A 21364-nucleotide genomic window follows, 5' to 3' on the forward strand; every position below is an offset into this window, starting at 1 on the left:
GCCGGCGACGCCGGCCGCAGCCGCACCGCCGAACGCGAGCGCGCGCAGCGGCGAGCCCGCGGGCTCGTCGGCGCGGGGGTCGTCGGCCGTCGGGTCGGGGCTGATGCCCCACTGGTAGACGGGCTCCTCGTCGTCGACGCCGGGTTCCTGGTCGGCGGACCGCTCGTCGTCGGGCACCGCGGACCAGGCGCGCGCGGCGCCGTACTGGGGCACGAACGGGGCGTCTGCCCGACCATCACCACGAGCGTCGGGCTCGCCTTCGTCGTCGAACTCGAGGCCGAGGCCCGCAAGCCCGTCGGTCTCGTCATCGGCCTGGGAGCCGCCGAACGGCTGCTCGCCGAACGGCTGCTCGCCGAACGGCTGCTCGGCGAACTGCTGCTCGGCGCGCTGCGGAGCCGGCACCGCCCGGGGCGCCGCGAACGGCGTGGTCTCGGCGGCGAACGCGGCGAACCGACCGAGGTCGGGCTCAGGCGCGACGGGCTCGGGAGCGGCCTGCTCGAAGGCCGTCGCCGCCGCACCGCCGCCGAGCGCGGCGAGCAGGTCGTCGACCGGCTGCACCGGCTGCGGCGCGAGGGGGGCGGATGCCGCGGGCGCCGTCGCGAAGGCGGGGAACGGCATGCGTGGCGCGTCGGGGCCTGCCGCGGGCGTCACGGTCGGGAGGGCGCGCGTCTGCGCCGCGAGGAACTCGGCCTCGGCAGCGGCCTCGGCGGCCGCGTTGGCTTCGGCCTTGGCACGCGCCTCTGCCGCCGCACGCGAATCTGCAGCAGCCTGCGCCTCAGCGGCGGCCCGTGCCTCGGCCGCGGCCCGGGCGGCGGCGAGTGCCTGCGCCTCGGCTGCCGCCTGAGCTTCGGCTGCCGCCTTCGCCTCGGCAGCGGCCTGCGCCTCTGCTTCGGCGTCGGCGCGCTGCTGCTCGAGTGCGAGACGTTCGCGGCGCGTCAGCTCGGCTGCGGCCGGTGCGGCTGCGGCGTACTGGGGTTCGGGCTCCTGGAGTGCCGACCAGAGGTCCGCCTCGTACTCGGCAGTCGGTGCGGGCGCCACGGGCGTGAAGGAACTGCGGGCGACGCTCGGCGGCGCGAACCCTGCGAACGGCGACGCGTCGGGCGCGGCATCCGTCGTCGAGTCGAACGCGGTCGGCTGCTCGAAGGTCGGTGCAGCGGGCGCGACCGGCTGCGCAGGGGCGACCGGCTGCGCGGAGTCGACGGGGGCCTCGGGCTGCGACAGACGGCGGAACGCCTCGCGCAGGGCGTCTTCGGAGGTCAACGAGCCGCCATCGGGCTCACCCCAGGTGAGCGCGAACGGCGCGGTCGGGGTTGCGGGGCCGGGCACGACGGGCGGCGTCGGCTCGAAGGCCTGCGGTGCGGCGGCGGCGCCAGCGGCAGCGGCAGCGGCGTCCCAGGCGGAGGGCGCAGGCTCGGCGGACTGGGCGGCGCGCTGCTGGCCGACGGGCGGCTCGACGGTGAGCGGTGCATGCGAAGCCGGGGCCGGCGGGAAAGCGGGCGGGGCAGCCGGCGCGGCGGGCGTGTTCCAGGTCGGGAACGGCGACGCCGGCGGTGCGGGCGCCACGGGTGCAGCGGGTGCGGGTGCTGCCGGGGGCCAGGCCGCGGCGGGGGGAGCGGCAGCAGCCCCTGCCTGCCACGACGGCGGCGCGACGGGCAGCGGCGACACGGCCGGGAACGCCTGCGGATGGATCGGGGCGGCGGGCGCCTGCGGCTGGATCGGCTCGCCGACGACGGGCAGCGCGCGGGTCGCCGTGTCGCGAGCGGGCGGCTCGGCGAGCGAGAACCAGTCGAGCACCTCGTCGTTCCGACGAGGTGCGGGCGCCGAGGAGGAGGGCGACGGAACAGCGGGCGACGGGGCGCCGAAGGACGGAGCGGGCGCGACCGGGGCGGCGGGCGGCACGGGCGCGGCCGGCGCCGCGGGCTGCGCGAACGACGGCGGCGTCACGGAATGCTGCGGGCGCGGTTCACCGCTGCCTCCGCCTGCCGCGAGCTGCGCGAGGAGCCAGTCGGCGTCGTTGCCGCCCAGTCGGTCGCCCGACATCAGGCCAGGCCCAGGTCTTCCAGGTAGATCGCCGCGAGGTACTGCACGCCGGCGGCCTCGATGACCTCGCGTGCCCCGGTGGCACGGTCGACCACGACGGCGACGGCGACGACCTCTGCGCCGACCTTGCGGAGCGCCTCGATGGCCTTGAGCGGCGAACCGCCCGTGGTCGACGTGTCTTCGAGCACGATGACGCGCTTGCCCGCGACGTCGGGGCCCTCGACCTGACGGCCCCGGCCGTGGTCCTTCGGCTCCTTGCGCACGACGAACGCGTCGTACTCGAGGCCGCGCGCGGCCCCCTGGTGCAGCACGGCCGACGCGATCGGGTCGGCGCCCATCGTGAGACCGCCGACCGCGGCGACATCGGGGACGTCGGCGATGAGGTCGATCATGACCTGGCCGATGAGCGGCGCCACGCGGTGATCGAGGCTCACCTTGCGGAGGTCGACGTAGTACGTCGCCTTCTTGCCGCTGGTGAGCGTGAAGTCGCCGTGGAACACCGCATCGGCGGAGATGTAGTCGATGAGCTGCTGACGGGCGTCGGCGCTGCTGTGGGGGTCTGTGAGCGTCACCCGAATACTCTACGGCGCACTCGCCTGAGAAGAAGGTCCGTATTTTCGGGTTCAGCGGTCGGAGCCGGGGTCGTCGCGCCCCGCCTGCGCACCGGCATCCGCCCGTCGTGCCTTCGGGCGATGCCCCCAGAACGACCGCGGCGTGCCCGGCAGGATGCGCGCCCAGAACGGCGGCTCCTCGGCCTCGGTGAGCGCCGCGGGCACGTCGATGTGGAACTGCGCGATCTCCTCGGCCCCGTGGTGCACCACCCGGTAGAGCGCGGTGCCGATGAGCACGCCGAGCGCGATCGACATGACCGAGGTGAGGGCGCTCGCGAAGTTCTCGAGGCCCGCACTCGTGCCGACGGCCTCGGTGATGCCGACGAGTCCGGCGGCCCCCGGAACGAGCAGCCAGAACGCCGGAAGGAACGTCAGCTGCGAGGGGGCGCCCCGACGCAGGGTCGCGATCCAGAGCACGACGGGCGTCATCGCGAGCGCCCCGATGAAGCCGCTCACGGTCTGCCCGACGAGCGCGATGCCGAGTTGCTGCCCCGTGAACGCGACGAACAGGGTGAGCAGCACCCAGCCGAACGCGCCCCTCGGAGCCGAGAAGTGCAGGTAGTTGCCGATCGCGAACAGCACCACGCCGATCGCGGGGATCCACCACGGCAGGGTCGCGGATGTCTCGAGCGGCAGGTAGCTCGAATCGTCCACGCCGACGAGGGTGCCCGCGGCGAGGATGCCGAACGCGAGCAGCGCGAGCTGCACCAGCCCGAACACCAGGCGGGAGGCGCCGGCGACCATCTGGCCGGCCGCGAGCTCGACGGTCGCCGTGGTCAGCACCCCGCCGGGCAGGAAGGTGGCCAGCGGGGCGATGAGCAGCCGGATCGGGTCGCCGATCTCGACGTACGGGGCGATGAGGAAGACCGCCAGCGCGCACACGAAGGCCGCGAACACCGGGAACACGAGCTGCAGCGTCGGCGAGCGCACGAGCTTCAGGAGGCCGAGCACCGCCCCGAGTGCGAACGCGATGATCGCACCCTGCCACGTCGGCGCGAGCAGCAACGCGAGCGCGGTGGTCAGCACGGCGTGGCCGAACACGCGCACCGGCCACCCGAAGCGCTGGCGCATCGCGCCGATGTCGTTGAGCCGGTTGATGCCGTCGAGCGGATCGATCGCGCCGGCCCTGGCCGTCTCGATGAGGCGGTACAGCGCGGCGATCTGGTCGAAGCGGAACGACACGTTGACCGCCGAGCGGATCGCGACCCGGCCGTCTTCTCCGGCACCGGTCTCGATGAGCACCACGGTCGGCAGCACCATGACGTCGGTGTCGGCCCGCCCGTACGCCTTCGAGACGACGGCCATCGTCTCGCCGATCTTGTCGACGGACTCGCCGGCGGCGTTCATGCCCTGGGCGAGTCCCAGGAGGAAGCGGCGCAGCACCGCCTGATCGGCGACGACGTCGGTCATCTCTCCCCCTCGCGTCAGGCCGGCACGCGTCTCACCGGTTCGCGTCCGGCCGTCCCAGGTCCGGCCGTCTCGCGTCGAGGCTCACGGTAGCGCCGCTCCGCACCGGGATCGGCGAGCACACGCGGCGCATCGGCATCCCCCCAGTGCATGCCGATGCGCCGCGGACGCACGATGAAGGGCCGCCCGGCGGAGTGTCCCTCTCCGTGGGCGGCCCTGGACCCGGCGATGCCGGGGGTGTTCGCGCGACCTCTAGACGGTGCGCGCGAAAGTCTCGTTCGGCTGACGGCGGTAGCCGTCGCGGGCGGCGAGAACGATCGTGCCGACGATGCCGGCGACGGATGCTGCTGCGACGAAGATGAGCGTGGCCATGATGGTTCCCTTTCGAACGGTGACGGCTGAGTGATCGAGCGGATCGTTGCGCCGTTGCAACCCTTCGACATGTCCATCATCCTCCTCGAAACGATGCAGCACAAGCTCACAGAACTGCAATGAATATGTAGGCTGGCTACATGGATGTGAACCGGCTCGACCTCCTCCGAGAACTCTCCGAGCGCGGCAGCGTGACCGCGGTGGCCGAGGCGACCGGGCGCACCCCGTCGGCCGTCTCGCAGCAGCTGAAGGTGCTCGAGCGCGAAGCCGGCATGCCGCTGACCGAGCGCAGCGGCCGGGGGCTCGTGCTCACGAGCGCCGGCCACGCGCTCGCCCGCAGCGCGGCCGACGTCGCCATCGCGCTCGAACGCGCGACCGCCCTGTGGGACGAGTTCCGCAACCACCCGAGCGGTGAGGTCACGCTGCTGACCTTCCCGACGATCGGAGCCAGCCTGCTGCCCGGCGTGCTCACCGACCTGGCGAGCGTCGCCGGACTCGTGGTGCACTGCACCGACCTCGATCCGGAGCTCGCAGGGTTCCCCGACCTGACCTCCGACTACGACATCGTGCTCGCGCACTCCATGCCGGGCGAGCTGCCGTGGGGCGGTCGCGGACTCACGGTGGTCCCCCTGCTGACCGAGCCGCTCGACGTCGGCATCCCGAGCGACCACCGCCTCGCCGGGCGCTCCCACGTCACGAGCGCAGACCTCGTCGACGAGACGTGGCTCGGGGTTCCGCTCGGCTTCCCGTTCGAGCGCATCCTGCACTCCATCGAGCAGCAGGGCGGCAAGCGCGTGCACGTCTCGCAGCGCTTCAGCGACATGCGCATCATCGAGGCGTTCATCGCCGCGGGCCAGGGCGTGGCCTTCGTGCCGCGCTTCACCTCGGGCGCGGTGCCGGAGGGGGTCGTGCTGAAGCCGATCCGAGGCGTCACCTCGGCCAGGCAGATCGTCGCCCTCGTGCGACCGGATGTCGCGGAGCGACTGGCCGTGCGCACGGTGCTCGACGTGCTGACGGCCCGCGCCACCCGGCTCGAGCAGTCCTACGCCCACCCCTCGCGTGGCGGCAGCCCGACCGACTGACGCGGGCGGGACGCGGGCGGCACGCGACCGGCCGGCCTACCGACGAGGACGGCGCGACGCCTCTCGACGCACGTGGGGCACGACGGCGGCGCGCGACATCCGCAGAGCAGATCGTCGCGCGCCGCCGTCGTGCACTCGGCGTACGGGCTCAGGCGTTCTGGAGGGCCTTCGCCTTCAGCGCGTCGAACTCGGCCTGCGTGATCGTTCCCGAGTCGAGGAGCCGCTTGCCCGACTCGATCTCGGACGCCGCAGAGGACGACGACGAGGATGCCCCTGCGACCGTCCTGATGTACTCGTCGCTCTGCGCACGGGCGGCCTGCGCTTCGGCGAGCCGCCGCTCACCCATGCTGCGCCCCCGCGCGATGAGGTAGATGAAGGCGGCCAGGAACGGGAGGAAGACGAGGAACACCACCCAGAGCGCCTTCGCCCATCCGTTCAGCGTCGGATCGCGGAAGACGTCCACGATCACCGTGATGAAGATCCAGATGCACGAGATGAGCACGTAGAACCAGAACAGCCAGACGAAGAAATCCCAGAGGTTCACGGTGGTTCCCTTTCGATCCGGGCATGCGCATCACGCCCGCGTGAGCAGCACGGTATTCTCGCGGCCGCCGGCACCGCATCACCCCGAACGGATGACTCCGATCCGCATCGACGCCCGACGGAGGCCGGTGACGGCGACGGTGACGAGGCCGGAGGCGATGGCCGATGGCTCCCGCCGACCGGTGCCGCCCCGCCGACCGGAACCCATTGAGCCCCGAACAGGGGGCGGAACACCGGTGAGGGAGAGCGCTGCCAGTGGCATACTGACCGGGGGCCGACCGGCACTCGTCTGCTGGGGAGCGAGCAGCCTCGGCCGGCAGGGGGTGGGCCATGTCCGAACACGTGTCGTCGCAGTACCTCGTCGATCGACCCGACCTCCTGCGCCGGATCGACCTCGCGCTCGACCTGCCCCTGACGATGGTCGTCGCCCAGGCCGGCGCCGGAAAGACGGTGCTGCTGCAGCAGTGGGTCGCGACGATGCCCCGTGCGGCCGTGGCCTGGCTCGACATCGAGCGCGAGGACGACGACCCGATGCGGTTCTCCCGGCGTCTCATCGACGCACTCGCCGGAGCCGGAGCGGCCGTCGGCGGGCTCGAACACCTGGCGGCGCTGAGCCCGGGAGGACTCGGTGGCAACCTGCTCGACCGCCTCTCGACCGCGCTCGCGTCTGCCCCGCAGACGGTGATCGTCCTCGACGACCTGCACCACCTCTCGAACGGCGCACTCCTGGCCGATATCGGTCGCCTCGTCGCCTCGATCCCTCCGAACGTGCACCTCGTGATCTCGACGCGGGTCGATCCACCGATCGCGTGGAGCCGACTCCGCCTGCGCAACCGGCTGCTCGAGCTCCGGCAGTCGGACCTCGCGATGACGAGGCAGGAGTCCGCGGAGCTGCTCCGGCGCATCACCCGCAGGGACCTCGGCGCGGGCACCGTCGATGCGATCATGTCGCGCACCGAGGGCTGGGCGGCGGGCCTGCAGCTCGCCGGACTGACGTTGAAGTTCCAGTCGCCCTCACCCTCGGCGGACTTCGTGACGGAGCTGAACGGAAGCGATCGGCTCATCGCCGAGTACCTCACCGAGGAGGTGCTCGACGCGCTTCCCGAGAACTGGCGGATGCTGCTGCTCCGCATGGCGCCGCTCGACGCGATGACGGCCGAACTCGTCGACCATGTGCTCGAACGCACCGACGCCCGACTGCTCTTCGAACGACTCGAGCACGAGTCGATGTTCCTCGTGGCGATCGACCGGAACCGCAGCCGCGTGCGGTTCCAACAGCTGTTCCGCGACCTGCTCCGCTATCGCCTGCGCGCCGAGGATGCCGCAGAGGAGCGCCGACTGCTCGCCCGCGCCGCCGACTTCCACCTCGCACGCGGCGAGCTCGCATCCGCCGTCGAGTACCTGCTCAGGGCCGGCGACTGGCATCGCGCCCTCGACGCGATCATGACCCGCGGCAGCGAGGTCTTCGAACGCGGCGAGATGCGCACCGTGATCCGGTGGATCACCGCAGTCCCCGAACACGCCCGCGCCGAGCGCCTCGACGTGCAGCTCGAACTGGGCATCCTCGTCGGCATGCAGGGCGAGCCGGTGCTCGCGGTCGAGACGCTCAGGAGCGTCGCGAGCGACCCGCGCGCGACCCGCGGCGAGCGCACCATCGTCGACACCTGGATCTCGGCGACCGCGCAGTGGAGCGCCCGACCCGATGAGACGCTCAGGGCCGCCGAACGTGCCCTCGACGAGCTCGCAGACCCCGCCGGGTTCTCCGTGCCCGACCTGATGCGCCTCACGACCCCGACGCTGCTGCGCACGCTGGCGACGGGATCGGCCGGGCGCTCGCACTTCCTGCTGGGCGACCACGCCGAGGCCGAGGCGTGGATCGACCGGGCCCTCGCCACCGAGGGCGCGGCGTATCCGCCCTTCCGCATCGGGCTCCTCGGTTCGCTCGCACTGCTCCAGGCTTGGACGGGCCGCACCGTCGACGCCGAACTGCTCGCCGTCGAGGCGATCGAGACCGCGAACGCGGCCTCGCTGCTCGCGCATCCGGTCATGGCCGACGCCTACCTCGCGCAGGCGCAGGCGGCCTACGAGCACGGCCGAACGGATGCCGCGACCGCGCCGCTCGGCGACGGCGCCCTCAGCGCGAAGGCGAACGCCCGCACCCAGATGACGTGGATCGCGCGCACCCTCGCGGCGCTCGTCGCCGCGCTCGAGGGGCGGTTCGAGGAAGCGCTCGAGCTCACCGACCTCTCCGCGCAGGCGACCGCGCCCCCCGCTCCCCTGGTCTACGAGCGGCTCATCGCGGCCCGCATGAGCGTGCTGCGTCGCAGTGGCCGGCCGGAGCAGGCGCTGCGGCTGCACACCACCGATCGCCGCGGCATCCGTTCGGCTCCGGCCGTCGCGCAGGAGGCCGCCGCCGCCGCGCTCGCGCTCGGGCGATCCGAGACGGCCGAGCGGCTGCTGTCCGAACCCGTCGACGCCGGCGGGGCCGGGAGTGGAGCAGCGCACCCGCGGCTCGAGACCCAACGGCTCATGCTCCACGGATGGCTCGCCGCTGCCCGGGGCTCACGGCCGACGGCACTCGAGTTCGTCGAGGCGGCCCTCGACCAGGCCGAACCGGACGGGCTCACGGCGGTGTTCCTCGAGTCCGACCCGGTCGTGCTCGACCTCGTCGCGGAACTCGCGGCGGAACGCGGGGGCCTGGCCGAGGCCATCGTCGCACTGTCGCCGCACCGCGCACTCGCCGATGCCAACAGCGGGCTGACCGAGCCCCTCACCGATCGCGAACTCGAGATCCTCGGCTACCTGCCCGATCACTCGACCACGGCCGAGCTCGCCGGCAGGTGCTTCGTCTCGATCAACACGATGAAGACCCACACCGCCCACATCTATCGCAAGCTGGGCGTGAACGGCCGGAGCGCCGCGATCGCCAGGGCGCGCGAACTCGGCGTCCTGGCCCCCCAGCTCAGTCGCTCGGATCAGGCAGGTGCGTGACCGCCTCGATCTCGACGTTCAGGCCTCGCAGCAGGTCGAGCAGGCCGAGCAGCCTGGCCTGATCCGGCACCTCGCCCCGGAGCCTCGTCGAGCCGTCGCCCCTCGCGACCACGTCGAAGCCGACGAGTTCGTCGGTGATCATCGACCCGAGCTCCCCGCGCACCAGGATGTCGAACTTCTCCGCCCCCATCGGACCCTCCGCCCCGCACGAAGAGCACCTCGTGCTTCCTTGCTTCGAACGCGCCCCGGGGCGGCTAGATCCGGCGTCTGCGTCCGGGCGTGATGGCGGCGCCGACCACTGCGGCCTTCGCCACGGGTGCCGGCCCCGGTCGCACCGCGGCGCTGACGACGGCGGCCTTGGCGACGGGTGCGCCGACGACGCCGACCCGTCCGATTCGTGCTGGCCTGAGAGGCATGTCACGCTCCGTTCTCATCGAGTGCGTCATCGGCCTCGATGGAGGCGATGATCGCTTGGATCGGGATGCGGCCGTTCGCGATGAGCTGACCGCCGGCACGACGTGCCGCTGCCGCGAACGGCCCTGCCCAGACGTTCTCGTAGACGATGACGCCCGCGACACTGCCCGGATCCATCGCATTCGCGAGGTTGATCACGTCGTCGGCCGCGAGCAGCTCGGCGAGGTCGGCCTCGAGCTGCACGAGCGGGCCGAGGTCGCCTGCGTCCGAAAGCTCCACGGCATCGATGTCGCCGTTCTCGTCCTTCGTCAGGACGATCGCGTCGATGAGCCGGATGGTGCCGGCGTCCACGAGCCTCACGAGTTCCTCCGCGATCTCGCCCGTGAAGGTCTGGTGACCGGCGGGAAACTCGATGACGAGGTAGTCGACCGGTCCGAGGTCGTCCAGTGCGTGTTCGGCGATCTCAACTTCGGCCATCTCAACCATCCTCCGTGTCGCGTTCCGAACGATGCGAGTCCGCACCGTGGCTCAGGTTCCTCGCGACGCCGCGCGGGCGCGTCACCCGATCCGGATGATTCGGCGACGACGGGGCTTCGCTACCGTGTGCTCGCCGGGGCGTGGGGCGCCGCGGCGACCAACAGCCCTGAACTTGGAGAGATCATGAGACCAGATCGCCATGCCCGCACGATGCTGCCGATCCCCGATCGACCGGCTCCGGGGCTGACCACGTACGACGCCAAGGACCCCGACACGACGTATCCGCCGATCACTCCGCTGCTGCCGCCGGAGGGTGCCCCGAACGTGCTGATCGTGCTGATCGACGACACCGGCTTCGGAGCGTCGAGCGCCTTCGGCGGCCCGTGCCGCACGCCCAACGCCGAGAAGCTCGCCGCACGCGGGCTGGCGTACAACCGGTTCCACACCACGGCGCTCTGCGCCCCGACCAGGGCGGCGATGCTCAGCGGCCGCAACCACCATTCCGTCGGGATGGGCAGCATCACCGAGACGGCGACCTCGGCACCCGGCAACAGCTCGCTGAAACCGAACACGAAGGCCCCGATCGCGATGACCCTGAAGCTCAACGGGTACTCCACGGCGCAGTTCGGAAAGTGCCATGAAGTGCCGGTGTGGCAGTCCTCTCCGATGGGACCGTTCGATGCCTGGCCGTCGGGGGGTGGCGGATTCGAGACGTTCTACGGCTTCATCGGCGGCGAGAACAACCAGTACGACCCGGCGCTGTACGACGGCACCACTCCGGTGGAGCCTCCGAAGACACCGGAGGAGGGCTACCACCTGACCGAGGACCTCGCCGACCACGCGGTGAGTTGGATCCGCACCCAGAAGGCGCTCATGCCCGACAAGCCCTTCTTCGTGTACTTCGCGCCGGGAGCGACGCATGCCCCGCATCACGTTCCATTGGAGTGGGCGGACAAGTACAAGGGGCAGTTCGCCGACGGCTGGGACGCCCAGCGCGAGGCGACGTTCGCCAGGCAGAAGGAGCTCGGCATCATCCCGGCGGAGGCCGAGCTCACTCCGCGGCATCACGAGATCCCGGCGTGGGACGACATGCCCGCCGACCTCAAGCCCGTGCTCGAACGCGAGATGGAGGTCTACGCGGGGTTCCTCGAGCACACCGACCACCACGTCGGCCGGGTCATCGACGCCATCGAGGACCTCGGAGTGCTCGAGAACACGCTGATCTACTACATCATCGGCGACAACGGGGCTTCCGCCGAGGGCACCGTCAACGGCGCCTTCAACGAGATGGCCAACTTCAACGGCATGGCCGCGCTCGAGACGACTGAGTTCATGAACTCCAAGATGGACGAGTTCGGCACGCCGAGCTCCTACAACCACTACGCCGTCGGCTGGGCATGGGCGATGGACGCCCCGTTCCAGTGGACCAAGCAGGTCGCTTCGCACTGGGGCGGCACCCGCAACGGCACCATCGTGTCCTGGCCCGCCGGCATCACCGAGCAGGGTGGCCAGCGGTCGCAGTTCACCCACGTGATCGATGTGGCACCGACCATCCTGGAAGCCGCCGGCCTGCCGGAGCCGACGATGGTCAACGGTGTGCAGCAATCGCCGATGGAGGGCACCTCGATGCTCTACTCCTTCACCGACGCGGATGCCACCGAGCGCCACGACCTGCAGTACTTCGAGATGTTCGGCAATCGCGGCATCTACCACAAGGGGTGGAGCGCCGTGACGAAGCACCGCACGCCGTGGGAGCTGGTCGGCGGCACCGTTCCGGCCTTCGACGACGATGTGTGGGAGCTCTACGACGGCAGCGTCGACTACAGCCAGGCCCATGACCTCTCCGGCGAGCAACCCGATCGACTGCACGCCCTGCAGCGCCTGTGGCTCATCGAGGCGGTCAAGTACAACGTGCTCCCGATCGACGACCGCACGGGCGAACGCCTCAGCCCCGAACTCGCGGGCAGGCCGACGCTCATCCACGGCACGTCCCAGCAGTTCTTCCCGGGCATGGGGCGCCTCTCCGAGAACAGCGTCGTCAGCATCAAGAACAAGTCGTGGTCGGTGACCGCAGAGGTCGAGGTGCCCGAGGGCGGCGCGAACGGCGTGCTCATCGCCCAGGGCGGCCGGTTCGGGGGGTGGACCTTCTACCTGCACGAGGGGCGTCCGAAGTTCGTCTACAACGTGCTCGGCATCCAATCGTTCGAAACCGTTGCCGATGCTCCTGTGCCCGCCGGCAAGCACCAGGTGCGCATGGAGTTCGCGTACGACGGCGGCGGGCTCGCCAAGGGCGGCGGCGTCACGCTGTACGTCGATGGCGATGCCGTCGGCACCGGCCGCGTCGGGGCCACGCAGGCGATGGTGTTCTCGGCCGACGAGACGACCGACATCGGCTACGAGTCCGGCACCGCCGTGAGCCCCGACTACACGACCGCCACGAGCCGGTTCACCGGTCGCATCGAGTGGGTGCAGATCGATCTCGGCGACGACGATCACGACCACTTCATCGATCCCGACGAGCGGATGCGCATCGCGATGGCCCGCCAGTAGTCGGACATCGACAACTCCCCCGGCCGCCTGCGCCGGCGGGGCTAGACTGCCCAACCATGAGCGACGACGCCCTCCTGTTCGACGTGCGCGACGGACTCGCGCACCTCACCCTGAATCGCCCCGAGCGCCTGAACGCCGTCGGGCCCGACGCGATCGCGCTCTGGCACCGGTACGCCGGCGAGATCGCCGACCGCGACGACATCCGCGCCGTGCTGTTCGACGCCAACGGGCGCGCGTTCTGCGCCGGCGGCGACGTGCGCGCGATGTCGGAGCTCGGCGGCGACGGCACCTCGGCCGGGCAGGTCGTCACCGAACTCGCCGACGCGATCCACGACGGGCACCGGATGCTGCGCGAGAGCGCCAAGCCCATCGTCGCCGCCGTGCAGGGCCCCGTCGCGGGCGGCGGGCTCGGCTTCATGCTCGTCGCCGACGTCATCGTGGCATCCGACCGGGCGACGTTCGCGAGCCGCTACGCCGACATCGGGCTCACGCCCGACTGCGGTGTGAGCACGCTGCTGCCGGAGGCCGTCGGCACCCGGCGCGCGCTCGAGCTCACGCTCACCTCGCGCACGCTCTCGGCCCCCGAGGCGCTCGACTGGGGGCTCGTCGCCGAGGTCGTCGCACCCGAGGCGCTCGACGCCCGCGCCCGCGAGATCGCGGACGTCTGGCTGCAGGGCGCCTCGGCGGCCTACGGACAGGCCAAGCGCCTGGTGCGCTCGGGGCTCGGGCGCCCGTTCCAGGAGGCGCTCGACGACGAGGCCCGCACCATCGGCGCCGCGTTCGACAGCCCCGAGGCGGCAGCGCGCGTCGCCGCGTTCGCCGGTCGCAGCTCACGCGGCTGACCGCCGCCGCACCTCGTGCCGCCGCACGGGTCGCACGCTGCTCGGGCGAACGCGCGCCGCTCAGGACGGATTCGGGCGAATCGTCCTGAGCAGCGCGCGAATTCCTGATCGCCTGACGAGGCGAGTGAGGCCGTCAGTCGTGCTGCGGGAACCCCAGGTTCAGCCCGCCGTGGCTCGGGTCGAGCCACCGCGAGGTGACCGCCTTCTCCTGCAGGAAGAAGTCGAAGCCCTTCGGGCCGTACGCCTTCGCGTCACCGAACAGCGAGTCCTTCCATCCGCCGAACGAGTGGTACGCCACCGGCACCGGGATCGGCACGTTGATGCCGATCATGCCGACCGTGACCTCTCGCTGGAACCGCCGGGCGGCACCGCCGTCGTTCGTGAAGATCGCCGTGCCGTTGCCGTACCGCGAGGCGTTGATGATCTCGAGGCCCTGCTCGTAGCCGTCGACGCGCACGATCGAGAGCACCGGGCCGAAGATCTCGTCCTGGTACACGACGGATGACGTGGGCACCCGGTCGATGAGGGTCGGTCCGAGCCAGAAGCCGTCGGGCGCGCCGTCGACCTCCGGGTCGCGGCCGTCGACGACGAGCGTCGCACCGTCGTCGACCGCGACGTCGAGGTACCCGGCGACCTTGTCGCGGTGCTCGCGCGTGATGAGCGGGCCCATGTCGCACCCGCGGGTGCCGTCGCCGGTCGTGAGCCGCGACATCCGCTCGCTCACCTTCGCGACGAGCTCGTCGGCGACCGCATCGACCGCGAGCACGACCGAGACCGCCATGCAGCGCTCGCCCGCCGAACCGAAGCCCGCGTTCACCGCCGCGTCGGCCGCGAGATCGAGGTCGGCGTCGGGCAGCACGAGCATGTGGTTCTTCGCGCCGCCGAGGGCCTGCACGCGCTTGCCGTTGGCCGAGGCCGTCGAATAGATGTACTGCGCGATGGGAGTCGAGCCGACGAACGAGATGGAGCGCACGACCGGGTGCTCGAGCAGCGCGTCGACCGCGACCTTGTCGCCGTGAACGACGTTCAGCACGCCGTCGGGCAGTCCGGCCTCCTTCATCAGCTCGGCCATCCAGACGGCGGCCGACGGGTCCTTCTCGGAGGGCTTCAGCACGACCGTGTTGCCGGCCGCGATCGCGAGCGGGAAGAACCACAGCGGCACCATCGCCGGGAAGTTGAACGGGCTGATGATGCCGACCACGCCGACCGGCTGCTTGAGCGTGTACACGTCGACGCCGGTCGAGACGTTCTCGGAGTACTCGCCCTTCGTGTAGCCCGGCATCGCGCACGCGAGCTCGACGACCTCGAGGCCGCGCGCGATCTCGCCGGCCGCATCGGAGGTGACCTTGCCGTGCTCGCTCGTGAGGATCGCCGCGAGGTCGCCCGACCGGGCGTTCAGCAGCTCGCGGAACGCGAACATGACCTGCTGCCGCTTCGCGATCGAGGTGTCGCGCCAGGCCGGGAAGGCACGCGCGGCGGCCTGCACGGCCGCGTCGACGTCGTCGGTCGACGCGAGCCGGACGCGCTTCTGCTCGACGCCGAGCGCCGGGTTGTAGACCGGCCCGGTGCGCTCGGACTCGCCCGTCGCGGGCGCCCCGTCGATCCAGTGCTCGATGGTGGTGGTCATGATCAGTTCTCCCCTACGGTGCTCAGCACCTCGTCGTAGATCGACACGGCCTCGGCGACCTCGTCGGCGGTGACCACGCACGGCGGCACCACGTGGATGCGGTTGTCCTGCACGAACGGCAGCAGCCCGCGCTCGACCATGCCGGTCTTGAGGCGGCCCATCGCCGCCGCGGCCAGCGGCTCGCGCGTCTCGCGGTCGGCGACGAGCTCGAGGGCCCAGAAGACGCCCTCGCCGCGAACCTCGCCGATGACCTCGTGCTTCGAGGCCAGTTCGGCGAGCGCCGGACCGATCTCGGTCTCGCCGACGCTGCGCGCGTTGTCGACGACGCCCTCGGCCTGCATGGCGTCGAGCGTCGCGACGATCGACGCCATCGCGAGCGGGTGCCCCGAATACGTGAGTCCGCCGGGGAATACGCGTTCGTCGAACGTCTCGGCCACGGGGTCGGAGATGATCACGCCGCCAGCGGGGATGTAGCCCGAGTTCACGCCCTTGGCGAAGGTGATGAGGTCGGGGCGCACGTCGTAGCCGTCGAACGCGAACCACCGGCCGGTGCGGCCGAAGCCCGCCATGACCTCGTCGAGGATCAGCAGGATGCCGTGCCGGTCGCAGAGCTCGCGCACACCGGCGAGGTAGCCGGGCGGCGGAAGCAGGATGCCCGCGGTGCCCGGGATCGACTCGAGCAGCACGGCCGCAATCGACGACGGCCCCTCGGCCTCGATCATGCGCCGGAGGTGCTGCAGAGCGCGCTCCGACTCCTGCTCGGGCGTCGTCGCCCAGAACTCGGAGCGGTACAGGTAGGGCCCGAAGAAGTGCACGTGTCCGCGCGCGAACTCGTTCGGGATGCGGCGCCAGTCGCCCGTCGACACGACGGCCGCCCCGGTGTTGCCGTGGTACGAGCGGTAGGTCGAGAGCACCTTGTCGCGGCCCGTGTGCAGCCGCGCCATGCGGATCGCGTTCTCGTTCGCGTCGGCGCCGCCGTTCGTGAAGAACACGCGGCGGAATCCGTCGGGCGCTCGCCCGACGATGCGCTTGGCGGCCTGGCCGCGCGCGAGGTTCACGGTCGACGGCGCGATCGTGGTGAGCAGCTCGGCCTGCTCGCGGATCGCCTCGACCACGGTCGGATGCTGGTGGCCGATGTTGACGTTCACGAGTTGGCTCGAGAAGTCGAGGTACTCGCGCCCCGAATGGTCCCAGACGCGGCTTCCGCGCCCGCTCGCGATGACGAGCTGCGGGCTCTGCGCCTGCGCCGACCACGAGTGGAAGACGTGCTCGTGGTCGAGCTGCCTGGCGAGGTCGTCGAGATCGTCGAGGTCGTCGAGGTCTCCGGCGAGATTCTCGGTCATGGGCTTCGCTGCCTTTCAGGTGATCGATCTTTCAGGTGATCGATGCGGATGATGGATGCCGCGCCGCCGACGAGCTGCGCCGGCGGCGCGGCATCCGCCCGGCTAGTTGCCGCCCTCTTCGAGGGTGACGTCGATGGGCGACCAGTCGGCGCCCGTGAGGTCGAGGTCTTCGCCCTCGAGCTCGGACAGGGCCTTCTCGATGTACTCGTTCGACCAGGCGCTCGCCGGCGGCTCCTCGGTGATGAGGTGATCTCCGGCCTCGTTCACCGCGGAGAGCGCACCCGCGACGGTCTTGTCCCACGCGGTCTCGTCGATGACGCCGATGCCCTTGTCGGACGGCCAGATGAGCTTGTTCGTCTCGTTGACCATCCACAGCTCGTGGCTGGGGCCCCAGCCGGAGCCCGCCGCGATGGTGATGTCGGCGGCGTCCTGCGGGTTGGCCGCGGCGAACGCCCAGCCCTTGATGACGGCCTTGAGGAACTTGACCGTCGTGTCGGCGTACTCGGTGTCGCTCTCGAGGCGCTCGGTGTCGGCCCAGATGGCGTCCTGGAGCATGGCGCCCTCGGTGTCCTCATAGGAGATGACGTTGAAGTCCTCGGGCTGGTACAGCTCGCCCGTGTCGGGGTTCACGGTCTCGAGCAGCTGCGCGTACTCGTTGTACGTCATGGCCTGGGCCGCGTCGATGTCGCCCTGCAGGAACGCGTTCATGTTGAAGTCCTGCGTGATGATCTGCACGGTCGAGGCGTCGAGGCCCTCTGCGGCCATGGCCGCGAAGATCTCCCACTCGTTGCCGAAGCCCCACGAGCCGATCTTCTTGCCCTCGAAGTCGGCGACCGAGTCGATGCCCGAGTCGGCCCATGACACCTGCAGGGTGCCCGAGCGCTGGAAGATCTGGGCGATGTCGGTGAGGTTGGCGCCCTGCTCGATCGAGCCGAGCACCTTGGGCACCCAGGCGATGGCGTAGTCGACGTCGCCGTTGGCGAGCGCGTCTTGCGGAACGATGTCGCCGCCCGACGGGATGATCTCGACGTCGAGGCCCTCGTCCTCGAAGAAGCCCTGGTCGACGGCTGCGAAGTAGCCGGCGAACTGGCCCTGCGGGAGCCACTGGAGCTGGAGCTTGACGGGCGTGAGCGCCGAGTCGTCGGTGGCGTCGCCGCCGGAGCCCGAGTCTCCGGACGAGCAGGCGGCGAGGAGGAGCGCGGCCGTGACGGCGAACGCTCCGGCCGCGATTCCGCGGCGTGTGCTGTGCTTCATGTCAGTCCTTCCTGGTTCTCAGTTCGAGGACGCCCGGTGCGGGACCCCTCAGTGCGAAACGGTGGTGCTGGTGGTGGAGCGAGTGCTGGTGCTGGTGGTGCCGGTTCCGGTGGTGCGGTCGGGTTGGATGGTGCGGGTTCGGAGCACGAGCCGCTCGAGGCCGAGCGTCACGAGGTAGAAGAGCAGGCCGAGGGCGATGGATGCCACGACGTACGCCCAGGCGCGGGCGTAGGCGCTCGAGGCGGCCGACGTCGAGATGAGGCTCCCGAGTCCGCCTCTGGGTCCGCCGAAGTACTCGGCGACGAGGGCCGAGATCACGGCGAGCGACGACGCGATGCGGATGCCGGTGAGGATGAACGGTCGCGCGGTCGGCAGGGTCAGCGTTCGCAGGACCTGCCCGGGCGTCGCGGCGTAGGCGCGCATGAGCTCTCGGTGCACGGGCGTGGTCTGGCGGAACCCGCGCAGCGTGTTGATGAAGATCGGCACGAACGAGGCGATCGCGGCGATCGCCTGCCGGCCGAACTGGCTGTCGGCGCCGAACATCGAGTTCAGCACTGGCGCGAGCGCCACGATCGGCACGACCGCGAGCGAGGCGATGACCGGTGCGCTCATCTGGTCGACCGCGCGCCACCTCGCGGCGAGCGCGGCCAGGGTGATGCCGAGCAACGTGCCGACGACGAGTCCGATGAGGGCGTTCGTGCCCGTGATGAGCGTGGCCGACACGATCGAGTCCCACGAGGCGACGATCTCCTCGAGGATCGACGCCGGGCTCGGCAGCAGGTAGTCCGAGATGCCGACGACGCTCACGAGGAACTGCCAGACGCCCAGCACGAACGCACCCACCGCGAGCGGCGCCACGATCCGCAGCGTCGTCTCGGCGCGCGGGGTCAGGTGGGCGCTCATCAGCGGGTCTCCACTCCGCGTGCGCCGGCGGCGACCGGGGCGCCGTGCAGCGCCTCGCGCACGGCGGTGACCATCTCGAAGAACGAACGGTCCTCGCGCAGGCCGTCGGTGCGCGCGGCGCGGGCCGCGGCATCCGTCGTCGCAGCGTTCGACGCACCGAGCCGCATGGGCACGATCTCGCGGATGCGGCCGGGCCGCGGCGACATGACGACGACGCGGTCGCTGAGGAACACGGCCTCGGGGATCGAGTGCGTGACGAAGACCACCGCGGCACCGGTCTCGGCCGAGATGCGCACGAGGTCGGACTGCATCTTCTCTCGCGTCATCTCGTCGAGGGCGCCGAACGGCTCGTCCATGAGCAGCAGGCGCGGCTGCTCGGCGAGCGAGCGGGCGATCGCAACGCGCTGCTGCATTCCGCCCGAGAGCTGGTCGGGGTAGCGGTCGGCGAAGTCGGCGAGCCCGACCATGTCGAGCAGCTCCTCGACCTTGGCCTTGCGGGGGGCGGATGCCACGCCGTGCAGTTCGAGCGGCAGTGCGACGTTCGCGGCGACCGTGCGCCACGGCAGCAGTCCGGCCTGCTGGAACGCGATGCCGTACTCCTGGTCGAGTCGGGCCTGCGTCGGCGTCTTGCCGAAGACCGTGATCGTCCCGGCCGACGGTGCGTCGAGGTCGGCGATCAGGCGCATGAGCGTGGACTTGCCGCACCCGCTCGGGCCGATGAGCGAGACGAACTCGCCGGCCGCGATCTCGAGGTCGATGCCCTCGAGCGCGTGCACGAGGCCGCCGCGGGTCTCGAACACCTTGTTGACGCCGGCGACCCGAACGGCGGTCGCGGGGGCGGCTGCGGCGGCCGCCGGCTCGGGGGCGGCAGCGTTCTCGGGAGCACTCATGCGGCTTCCTCCGTTCGTCGGTAGTTCTTGAGGATCGCGCCGAGCAGCGCGACCGAGCCTGCGGCCACGAGCCCGAGGACGATGGCGCCGAAGATCGGGGCCCAGGCCTTCGCCGGGTCGCCGGAGGCCTGCCCGGCGAACTGGATGAGCAGTCGGCCGATGCCGCCCTGCAGGCCCGTGGAGACCTCGGCCACGACCGCACCGATGACGGCGTTGGCCGCGCCGAGCCGCAGCGCGGGCAGGAGGTACGGCACCGCGGCGGGAAACCGCAGCTTCGCGAGCGTCGCCCAGTAGCCGGCCGCGTAGGTCTGCATGAGCTCCTCGTGGATGCGGTCGGGCGACTGCAGGCCCTTGAGGGCGCCGATCGCGATCGGGAAGAACGCGAGGTAGCTCGCGATCAGGGCCACCGACATCCAGTCCTGCCACTCGAACGAGCCGATCTCGACGCGCGAGCCCCAGCTCTTGACGATCGGCGCGAACGCGATCAGCGGCACGGTCTGGCTCAGCACGATCCACGGCAGCAGGCCCCACTCGGCGAGCCGCCACCGCTGCATCACGAGGGCGAGCCCGATGCCGACGACGACGCCGACCAGCCATCCGGCGGCCGCGATGCCGAGGGTCGTGAGCGCCGCGAGCAGGATCACCAGCCACAGCGCCTGCGCCGAGGGAGACCTGGTCACGGGTTCGCCGAGACGCCCGATCATGTCCCACACGTGGGGCATCGCGAGGTCGGTCGGGCGCGGCAGCACGCGGGTCTCGCCGATCAGCACGCCGTCGGCGGGAGCGACCAGCTTGTACCCCTCCCACAGCGCGACGAGCAGCAGCACTCCGAGCACGCCCCAGCCGACCGCGGCGAGACGCCGGCGGGCGAGCGACCCGCCTCGCCGCGACGACCGGGCCGACCCGCCCGAGCGGATGCCGCGCGCAGGCGGGCCGCCCGCGGCATCCGTCGCCGGGGTCGTGCTGCGCACGTCGACGTCGGTCATGCCTTCGCCGTGATGTGCTCGCTCATGGCCGGGATGACCGTCTCGCCGTAGACCCGCAGCGTCTCCTCCTTGTTGTCGTGCTGGAGGTAGCCGGCGAACTGGTCGACGCCGAGGTCGGCGAGCTGCTTGAGCTTCTGGATGTGCTGGTCGGCCGACCCGAGGATGCAGAAGCGCTCGACGATCTCGTCGGGCACGAAGTCGACGTGGTCGTTGTCGGCCTTGCCGTGCGAGTTGTAGTCGTAGCCCTCGCGCCCGCGGATGTAGTCGGTCAGGGCGTCGGGCACCGTGCCGTGCATGCCGTACTTCGCGACGATGTCGGCGACGTGGTTGCCGACCATGCCGCCGAACCAGCGGGACTGGTCGCGCATGTGGCTCCAGTCGTCGCCGATGTACATCGGTGCGGCGACGCAGAACTTGATCGACATCGGGTCGCGCCCGGCCGCCTCGGCGGCGTCGCGGACGGTCTTGATCATCCAGGCGGCGATGTCGACATCCGCCAGCTGGAGGATGAAGCCGTCGCCGACCTCGCCCGTGAGCTTCAGCGCCATCGGGCCGTACGCGGCGACCCAGACCTCGAGCTCCGAGCCCTTCGACCACGGGAACTGCAACTGCGAGCCCTTGTACTCGACGCTGCGCGAGTTGGCGAGCTCGCGGATCACGTGGATCGACTCGCGGAGCTCGGACATGGACACGGGCTTGCCGTTCGTGACGCGCACGGCCGAGTCGCCGCGGCCGATGCCGCAGATCGTGCGGTTGCCGTACATCTCGTTCAGCGTCGCGAAGATCGACGCGGTCACCGTCCAGTCGCGGGTGGCCGGGTTCGTGACGAACGGACCGACCTTGATGCGATGCGTCTCGGCGAGGATCTTGCTGTAGATCACGTAGGGCTCCTGCCAGAGCAGGTGCGAGTCGAAGGTCCACGCGGTGCTGAAGCCGTACTGCTCGGCGAGCTTGGCGAGGTGCACGGTGCGGGAGGCGGGCGGGTTGGTCTGCAGGACGACGCCGAAATCCATGAGGGGCTCCGTTCGATGG

At 71.1% G+C, this 21364-nt stretch carries 18 protein-coding genes and 1 pseudogene; 4 read left to right on the plus strand and 15 right to left on the minus strand.

All coding sequences use genetic code 11. The features are described 5' to 3' along the window. From GQR16_RS17685 to GQR16_RS17700, 4 genes and pseudogenes are all read right to left on the minus strand, one after another. Nucleotides 1-2040 (minus strand): annotated as a pseudogene (locus GQR16_RS17685) (hypothetical protein); the annotation flags it as partial. Beyond that, complete coding sequence (gene pyrE, locus GQR16_RS17690; protein ID WP_157416489.1) at nt 2040-2612, minus strand: orotate phosphoribosyltransferase; 573 nt, start codon at nt 2610-2612, stop codon at nt 2040-2042. The pseudogene GQR16_RS17685 and the gene pyrE, both read right to left, overlap by 1 nt. Before the next feature lie 51 nt (nt 2613-2663). Then, a complete protein-coding gene (locus GQR16_RS17695) occupies nt 2664-4061 on the minus strand; it encodes a threonine/serine exporter family protein (RefSeq protein ID WP_157416490.1) in 1398 nt (465 codons plus the stop codon). A 249-nt stretch (nt 4062-4310) separates the two neighbouring features. Then, entirely contained in the window at nt 4311-4550 is a 240-nt protein-coding gene (locus GQR16_RS17700) for a hypothetical protein (RefSeq protein WP_157416491.1), read from the minus strand. A gap of 20 nt (nt 4551-4570) precedes the next feature. Between GQR16_RS17700 and GQR16_RS17705 the strand changes: the two genes are divergently transcribed. After that, nucleotides 4571-5512 carry a LysR family transcriptional regulator gene (locus GQR16_RS17705; RefSeq protein ID WP_157416492.1) on the plus strand — a complete coding sequence of 314 codons (942 nt, stop codon included), beginning with the start codon at nt 4571-4573 and terminating at the stop codon, nt 5510-5512. A 148-nt stretch (nt 5513-5660) separates the two neighbouring features. On the opposite strand, the gene GQR16_RS17710 is transcribed toward GQR16_RS17705, so the two are convergent. Further along, nucleotides 5661-6056, minus strand: a complete 396-nt coding sequence (locus GQR16_RS17710; RefSeq protein WP_157416493.1) for an SHOCT domain-containing protein — start codon at nt 6054-6056, stop codon at nt 5661-5663. A gap of 329 nt (nt 6057-6385) precedes the next feature. Here GQR16_RS17710 and GQR16_RS17715 point away from each other — a divergent pair, with 329 nt between their 5' ends. Further along, nucleotides 6386-9046: a winged helix-turn-helix domain-containing protein gene (locus GQR16_RS17715; RefSeq protein WP_157416494.1), complete on the plus strand. Its 2661-nt coding sequence runs from the start codon at nt 6386-6388 to the stop codon at nt 9044-9046. On the opposite strand, the gene GQR16_RS17720 is transcribed toward GQR16_RS17715, so the two are convergent. The 3 genes from GQR16_RS17720 to GQR16_RS17725 all read right to left on the minus strand — a co-directional run bounded on the left by GQR16_RS17720 (nt 9018) and on the right by GQR16_RS17725 (nt 9937). Further along, the gene (locus tag GQR16_RS17720) at nt 9018-9236 is read right to left on the minus strand and encodes a hypothetical protein (RefSeq protein WP_157416495.1); all 219 of its coding nucleotides are present in this window, start codon (nt 9234-9236) and stop codon (nt 9018-9020) included. The genes GQR16_RS17715 and GQR16_RS17720 overlap by 29 nt on opposite strands. A gap of 64 nt (nt 9237-9300) precedes the next feature. Continuing rightward, nucleotides 9301-9462 (minus strand): hypothetical protein, encoded by a 162-nt coding sequence (locus tag GQR16_RS19665; RefSeq protein ID WP_170298555.1) that lies wholly within the window; start codon nt 9460-9462, stop codon nt 9301-9303. Between the two features lies 1 nt (nt 9463). Continuing rightward, the gene (locus tag GQR16_RS17725) at nt 9464-9937 is read right to left on the minus strand and encodes a DUF6325 family protein (protein WP_157416496.1); all 474 of its coding nucleotides are present in this window, start codon (nt 9935-9937) and stop codon (nt 9464-9466) included. A gap of 183 nt (nt 9938-10120) precedes the next feature. Between GQR16_RS17725 and GQR16_RS17730 the strand changes: the two genes are divergently transcribed. Both GQR16_RS17730 and GQR16_RS17735 read left to right on the plus strand, forming a co-directional pair. After that, nucleotides 10121-12487: an arylsulfatase gene (locus tag GQR16_RS17730; protein ID WP_157416497.1), complete on the plus strand. Its 2367-nt coding sequence runs from the start codon at nt 10121-10123 to the stop codon at nt 12485-12487. Nucleotides 12488-12543: 56 nt separating this feature from the next. Then, nucleotides 12544-13329: an enoyl-CoA hydratase/isomerase family protein gene (locus GQR16_RS17735; RefSeq protein WP_157416498.1), complete on the plus strand. Its 786-nt coding sequence runs from the start codon at nt 12544-12546 to the stop codon at nt 13327-13329. Nucleotides 13330-13462: 133 nt separating this feature from the next. On the opposite strand, the gene GQR16_RS17740 is transcribed toward GQR16_RS17735, so the two are convergent. From GQR16_RS17740 to GQR16_RS17770, 7 genes are all read right to left on the minus strand, one after another. Then, a complete protein-coding gene (locus tag GQR16_RS17740; RefSeq protein WP_170298556.1) occupies nt 13463-14956 on the minus strand; it encodes a CoA-acylating methylmalonate-semialdehyde dehydrogenase in 1494 nt (497 codons plus the stop codon). Between the two features lie 2 nt (nt 14957-14958). Continuing rightward, entirely contained in the window at nt 14959-16299 is a 1341-nt protein-coding gene (locus tag GQR16_RS17745) for an aspartate aminotransferase family protein (RefSeq protein WP_157416499.1), read from the minus strand. A gap of 102 nt (nt 16300-16401) precedes the next feature. Next, nucleotides 16402-17553: an ABC transporter substrate-binding protein gene (locus GQR16_RS17750; RefSeq protein ID WP_157416500.1), complete on the minus strand. Its 1152-nt coding sequence runs from the start codon at nt 17551-17553 to the stop codon at nt 16402-16404. A 48-nt stretch (nt 17554-17601) separates the two neighbouring features. Next, nucleotides 17602-18456 carry an ABC transporter permease gene (locus GQR16_RS17755; RefSeq protein WP_157416501.1) on the minus strand — a complete coding sequence of 285 codons (855 nt, stop codon included), beginning with the start codon at nt 18454-18456 and terminating at the stop codon, nt 17602-17604. Further along, complete coding sequence (locus tag GQR16_RS17760) at nt 18456-19346, minus strand: ABC transporter ATP-binding protein (protein WP_157416502.1); 891 nt, start codon at nt 19344-19346, stop codon at nt 18456-18458. The genes GQR16_RS17755 and GQR16_RS17760 overlap by 1 nt, the downstream gene beginning before the upstream one ends. Continuing rightward, nucleotides 19343-20332 carry an ABC transporter permease gene (locus tag GQR16_RS17765; protein WP_157416503.1) on the minus strand — a complete coding sequence of 330 codons (990 nt, stop codon included), beginning with the start codon at nt 20330-20332 and terminating at the stop codon, nt 19343-19345. Before GQR16_RS17765 ends, GQR16_RS17760 begins: the two co-directional genes overlap by 4 nt. After that, on the minus strand, nt 20329-21345 hold the full coding sequence (locus tag GQR16_RS17770) for a TIGR03842 family LLM class F420-dependent oxidoreductase (RefSeq protein WP_157416504.1): 1017 nt from the start codon (nt 21343-21345) through the stop codon (nt 20329-20331). The genes GQR16_RS17765 and GQR16_RS17770 overlap by 4 nt, the downstream gene beginning before the upstream one ends. Nucleotides 21346-21364: the final 19 nt, after the last annotated feature.

This window comes from Agromyces allii (assembly GCF_009749385.1).
Classification (GTDB): Bacteria; Actinomycetota; Actinomycetes; order Actinomycetales; family Microbacteriaceae; genus Agromyces; species Agromyces allii.

Excerpts from the sequence above, each read along its gene's own strand:
- GQR16_RS17725 (WP_157416496.1), bottom strand. The coding sequence starts at position 9,937 with ATGGCCGAAGTTGAGATCGCCGAACACGCACTGGACGACCTCGGACCG.
- GQR16_RS17695 (WP_157416490.1), bottom strand. The coding sequence starts at position 4,061 with ATGACCGACGTCGTCGCCGATCAGGCGGTGCTGCGCCGCTTCCTCCTG.
- GQR16_RS17715 (WP_157416494.1), top strand. The coding sequence starts at position 6,386 with ATGTCCGAACACGTGTCGTCGCAGTACCTCGTCGATCGACCCGACCTC.
- GQR16_RS17760 (WP_157416502.1), bottom strand. The coding sequence starts at position 19,346 with ATGAGTGCTCCCGAGAACGCTGCCGCCCCCGAGCCGGCGGCCGCCGCA.
- GQR16_RS17735 (WP_157416498.1), top strand. The coding sequence starts at position 12,544 with ATGAGCGACGACGCCCTCCTGTTCGACGTGCGCGACGGACTCGCGCAC.
- GQR16_RS17720 (WP_157416495.1), bottom strand. The coding sequence starts at position 9,236 with ATGGGGGCGGAGAAGTTCGACATCCTGGTGCGCGGGGAGCTCGGGTCG.
- GQR16_RS19665 (WP_170298555.1), bottom strand. The coding sequence starts at position 9,462 with ATGCCTCTCAGGCCAGCACGAATCGGACGGGTCGGCGTCGTCGGCGCA.
- GQR16_RS17705 (WP_157416492.1), top strand. The coding sequence starts at position 4,571 with ATGGATGTGAACCGGCTCGACCTCCTCCGAGAACTCTCCGAGCGCGGC.
- GQR16_RS17745 (WP_157416499.1), bottom strand. The coding sequence starts at position 16,299 with ATGACCGAGAATCTCGCCGGAGACCTCGACGACCTCGACGATCTCGAC.
- GQR16_RS17755 (WP_157416501.1), bottom strand. The coding sequence starts at position 18,456 with ATGAGCGCCCACCTGACCCCGCGCGCCGAGACGACGCTGCGGATCGTG.
- GQR16_RS17750 (WP_157416500.1), bottom strand. The coding sequence starts at position 17,553 with ATGAAGCACAGCACACGCCGCGGAATCGCGGCCGGAGCGTTCGCCGTC.
- GQR16_RS17765 (WP_157416503.1), bottom strand. The coding sequence starts at position 20,332 with ATGACCGACGTCGACGTGCGCAGCACGACCCCGGCGACGGATGCCGCG.
- GQR16_RS17740 (WP_170298556.1), bottom strand. The coding sequence starts at position 14,956 with ATGACCACCACCATCGAGCACTGGATCGACGGGGCGCCCGCGACGGGC.
- GQR16_RS17730 (WP_157416497.1), top strand. The coding sequence starts at position 10,121 with ATGAGACCAGATCGCCATGCCCGCACGATGCTGCCGATCCCCGATCGA.
- GQR16_RS17770 (WP_157416504.1), bottom strand. The coding sequence starts at position 21,345 with ATGGATTTCGGCGTCGTCCTGCAGACCAACCCGCCCGCCTCCCGCACC.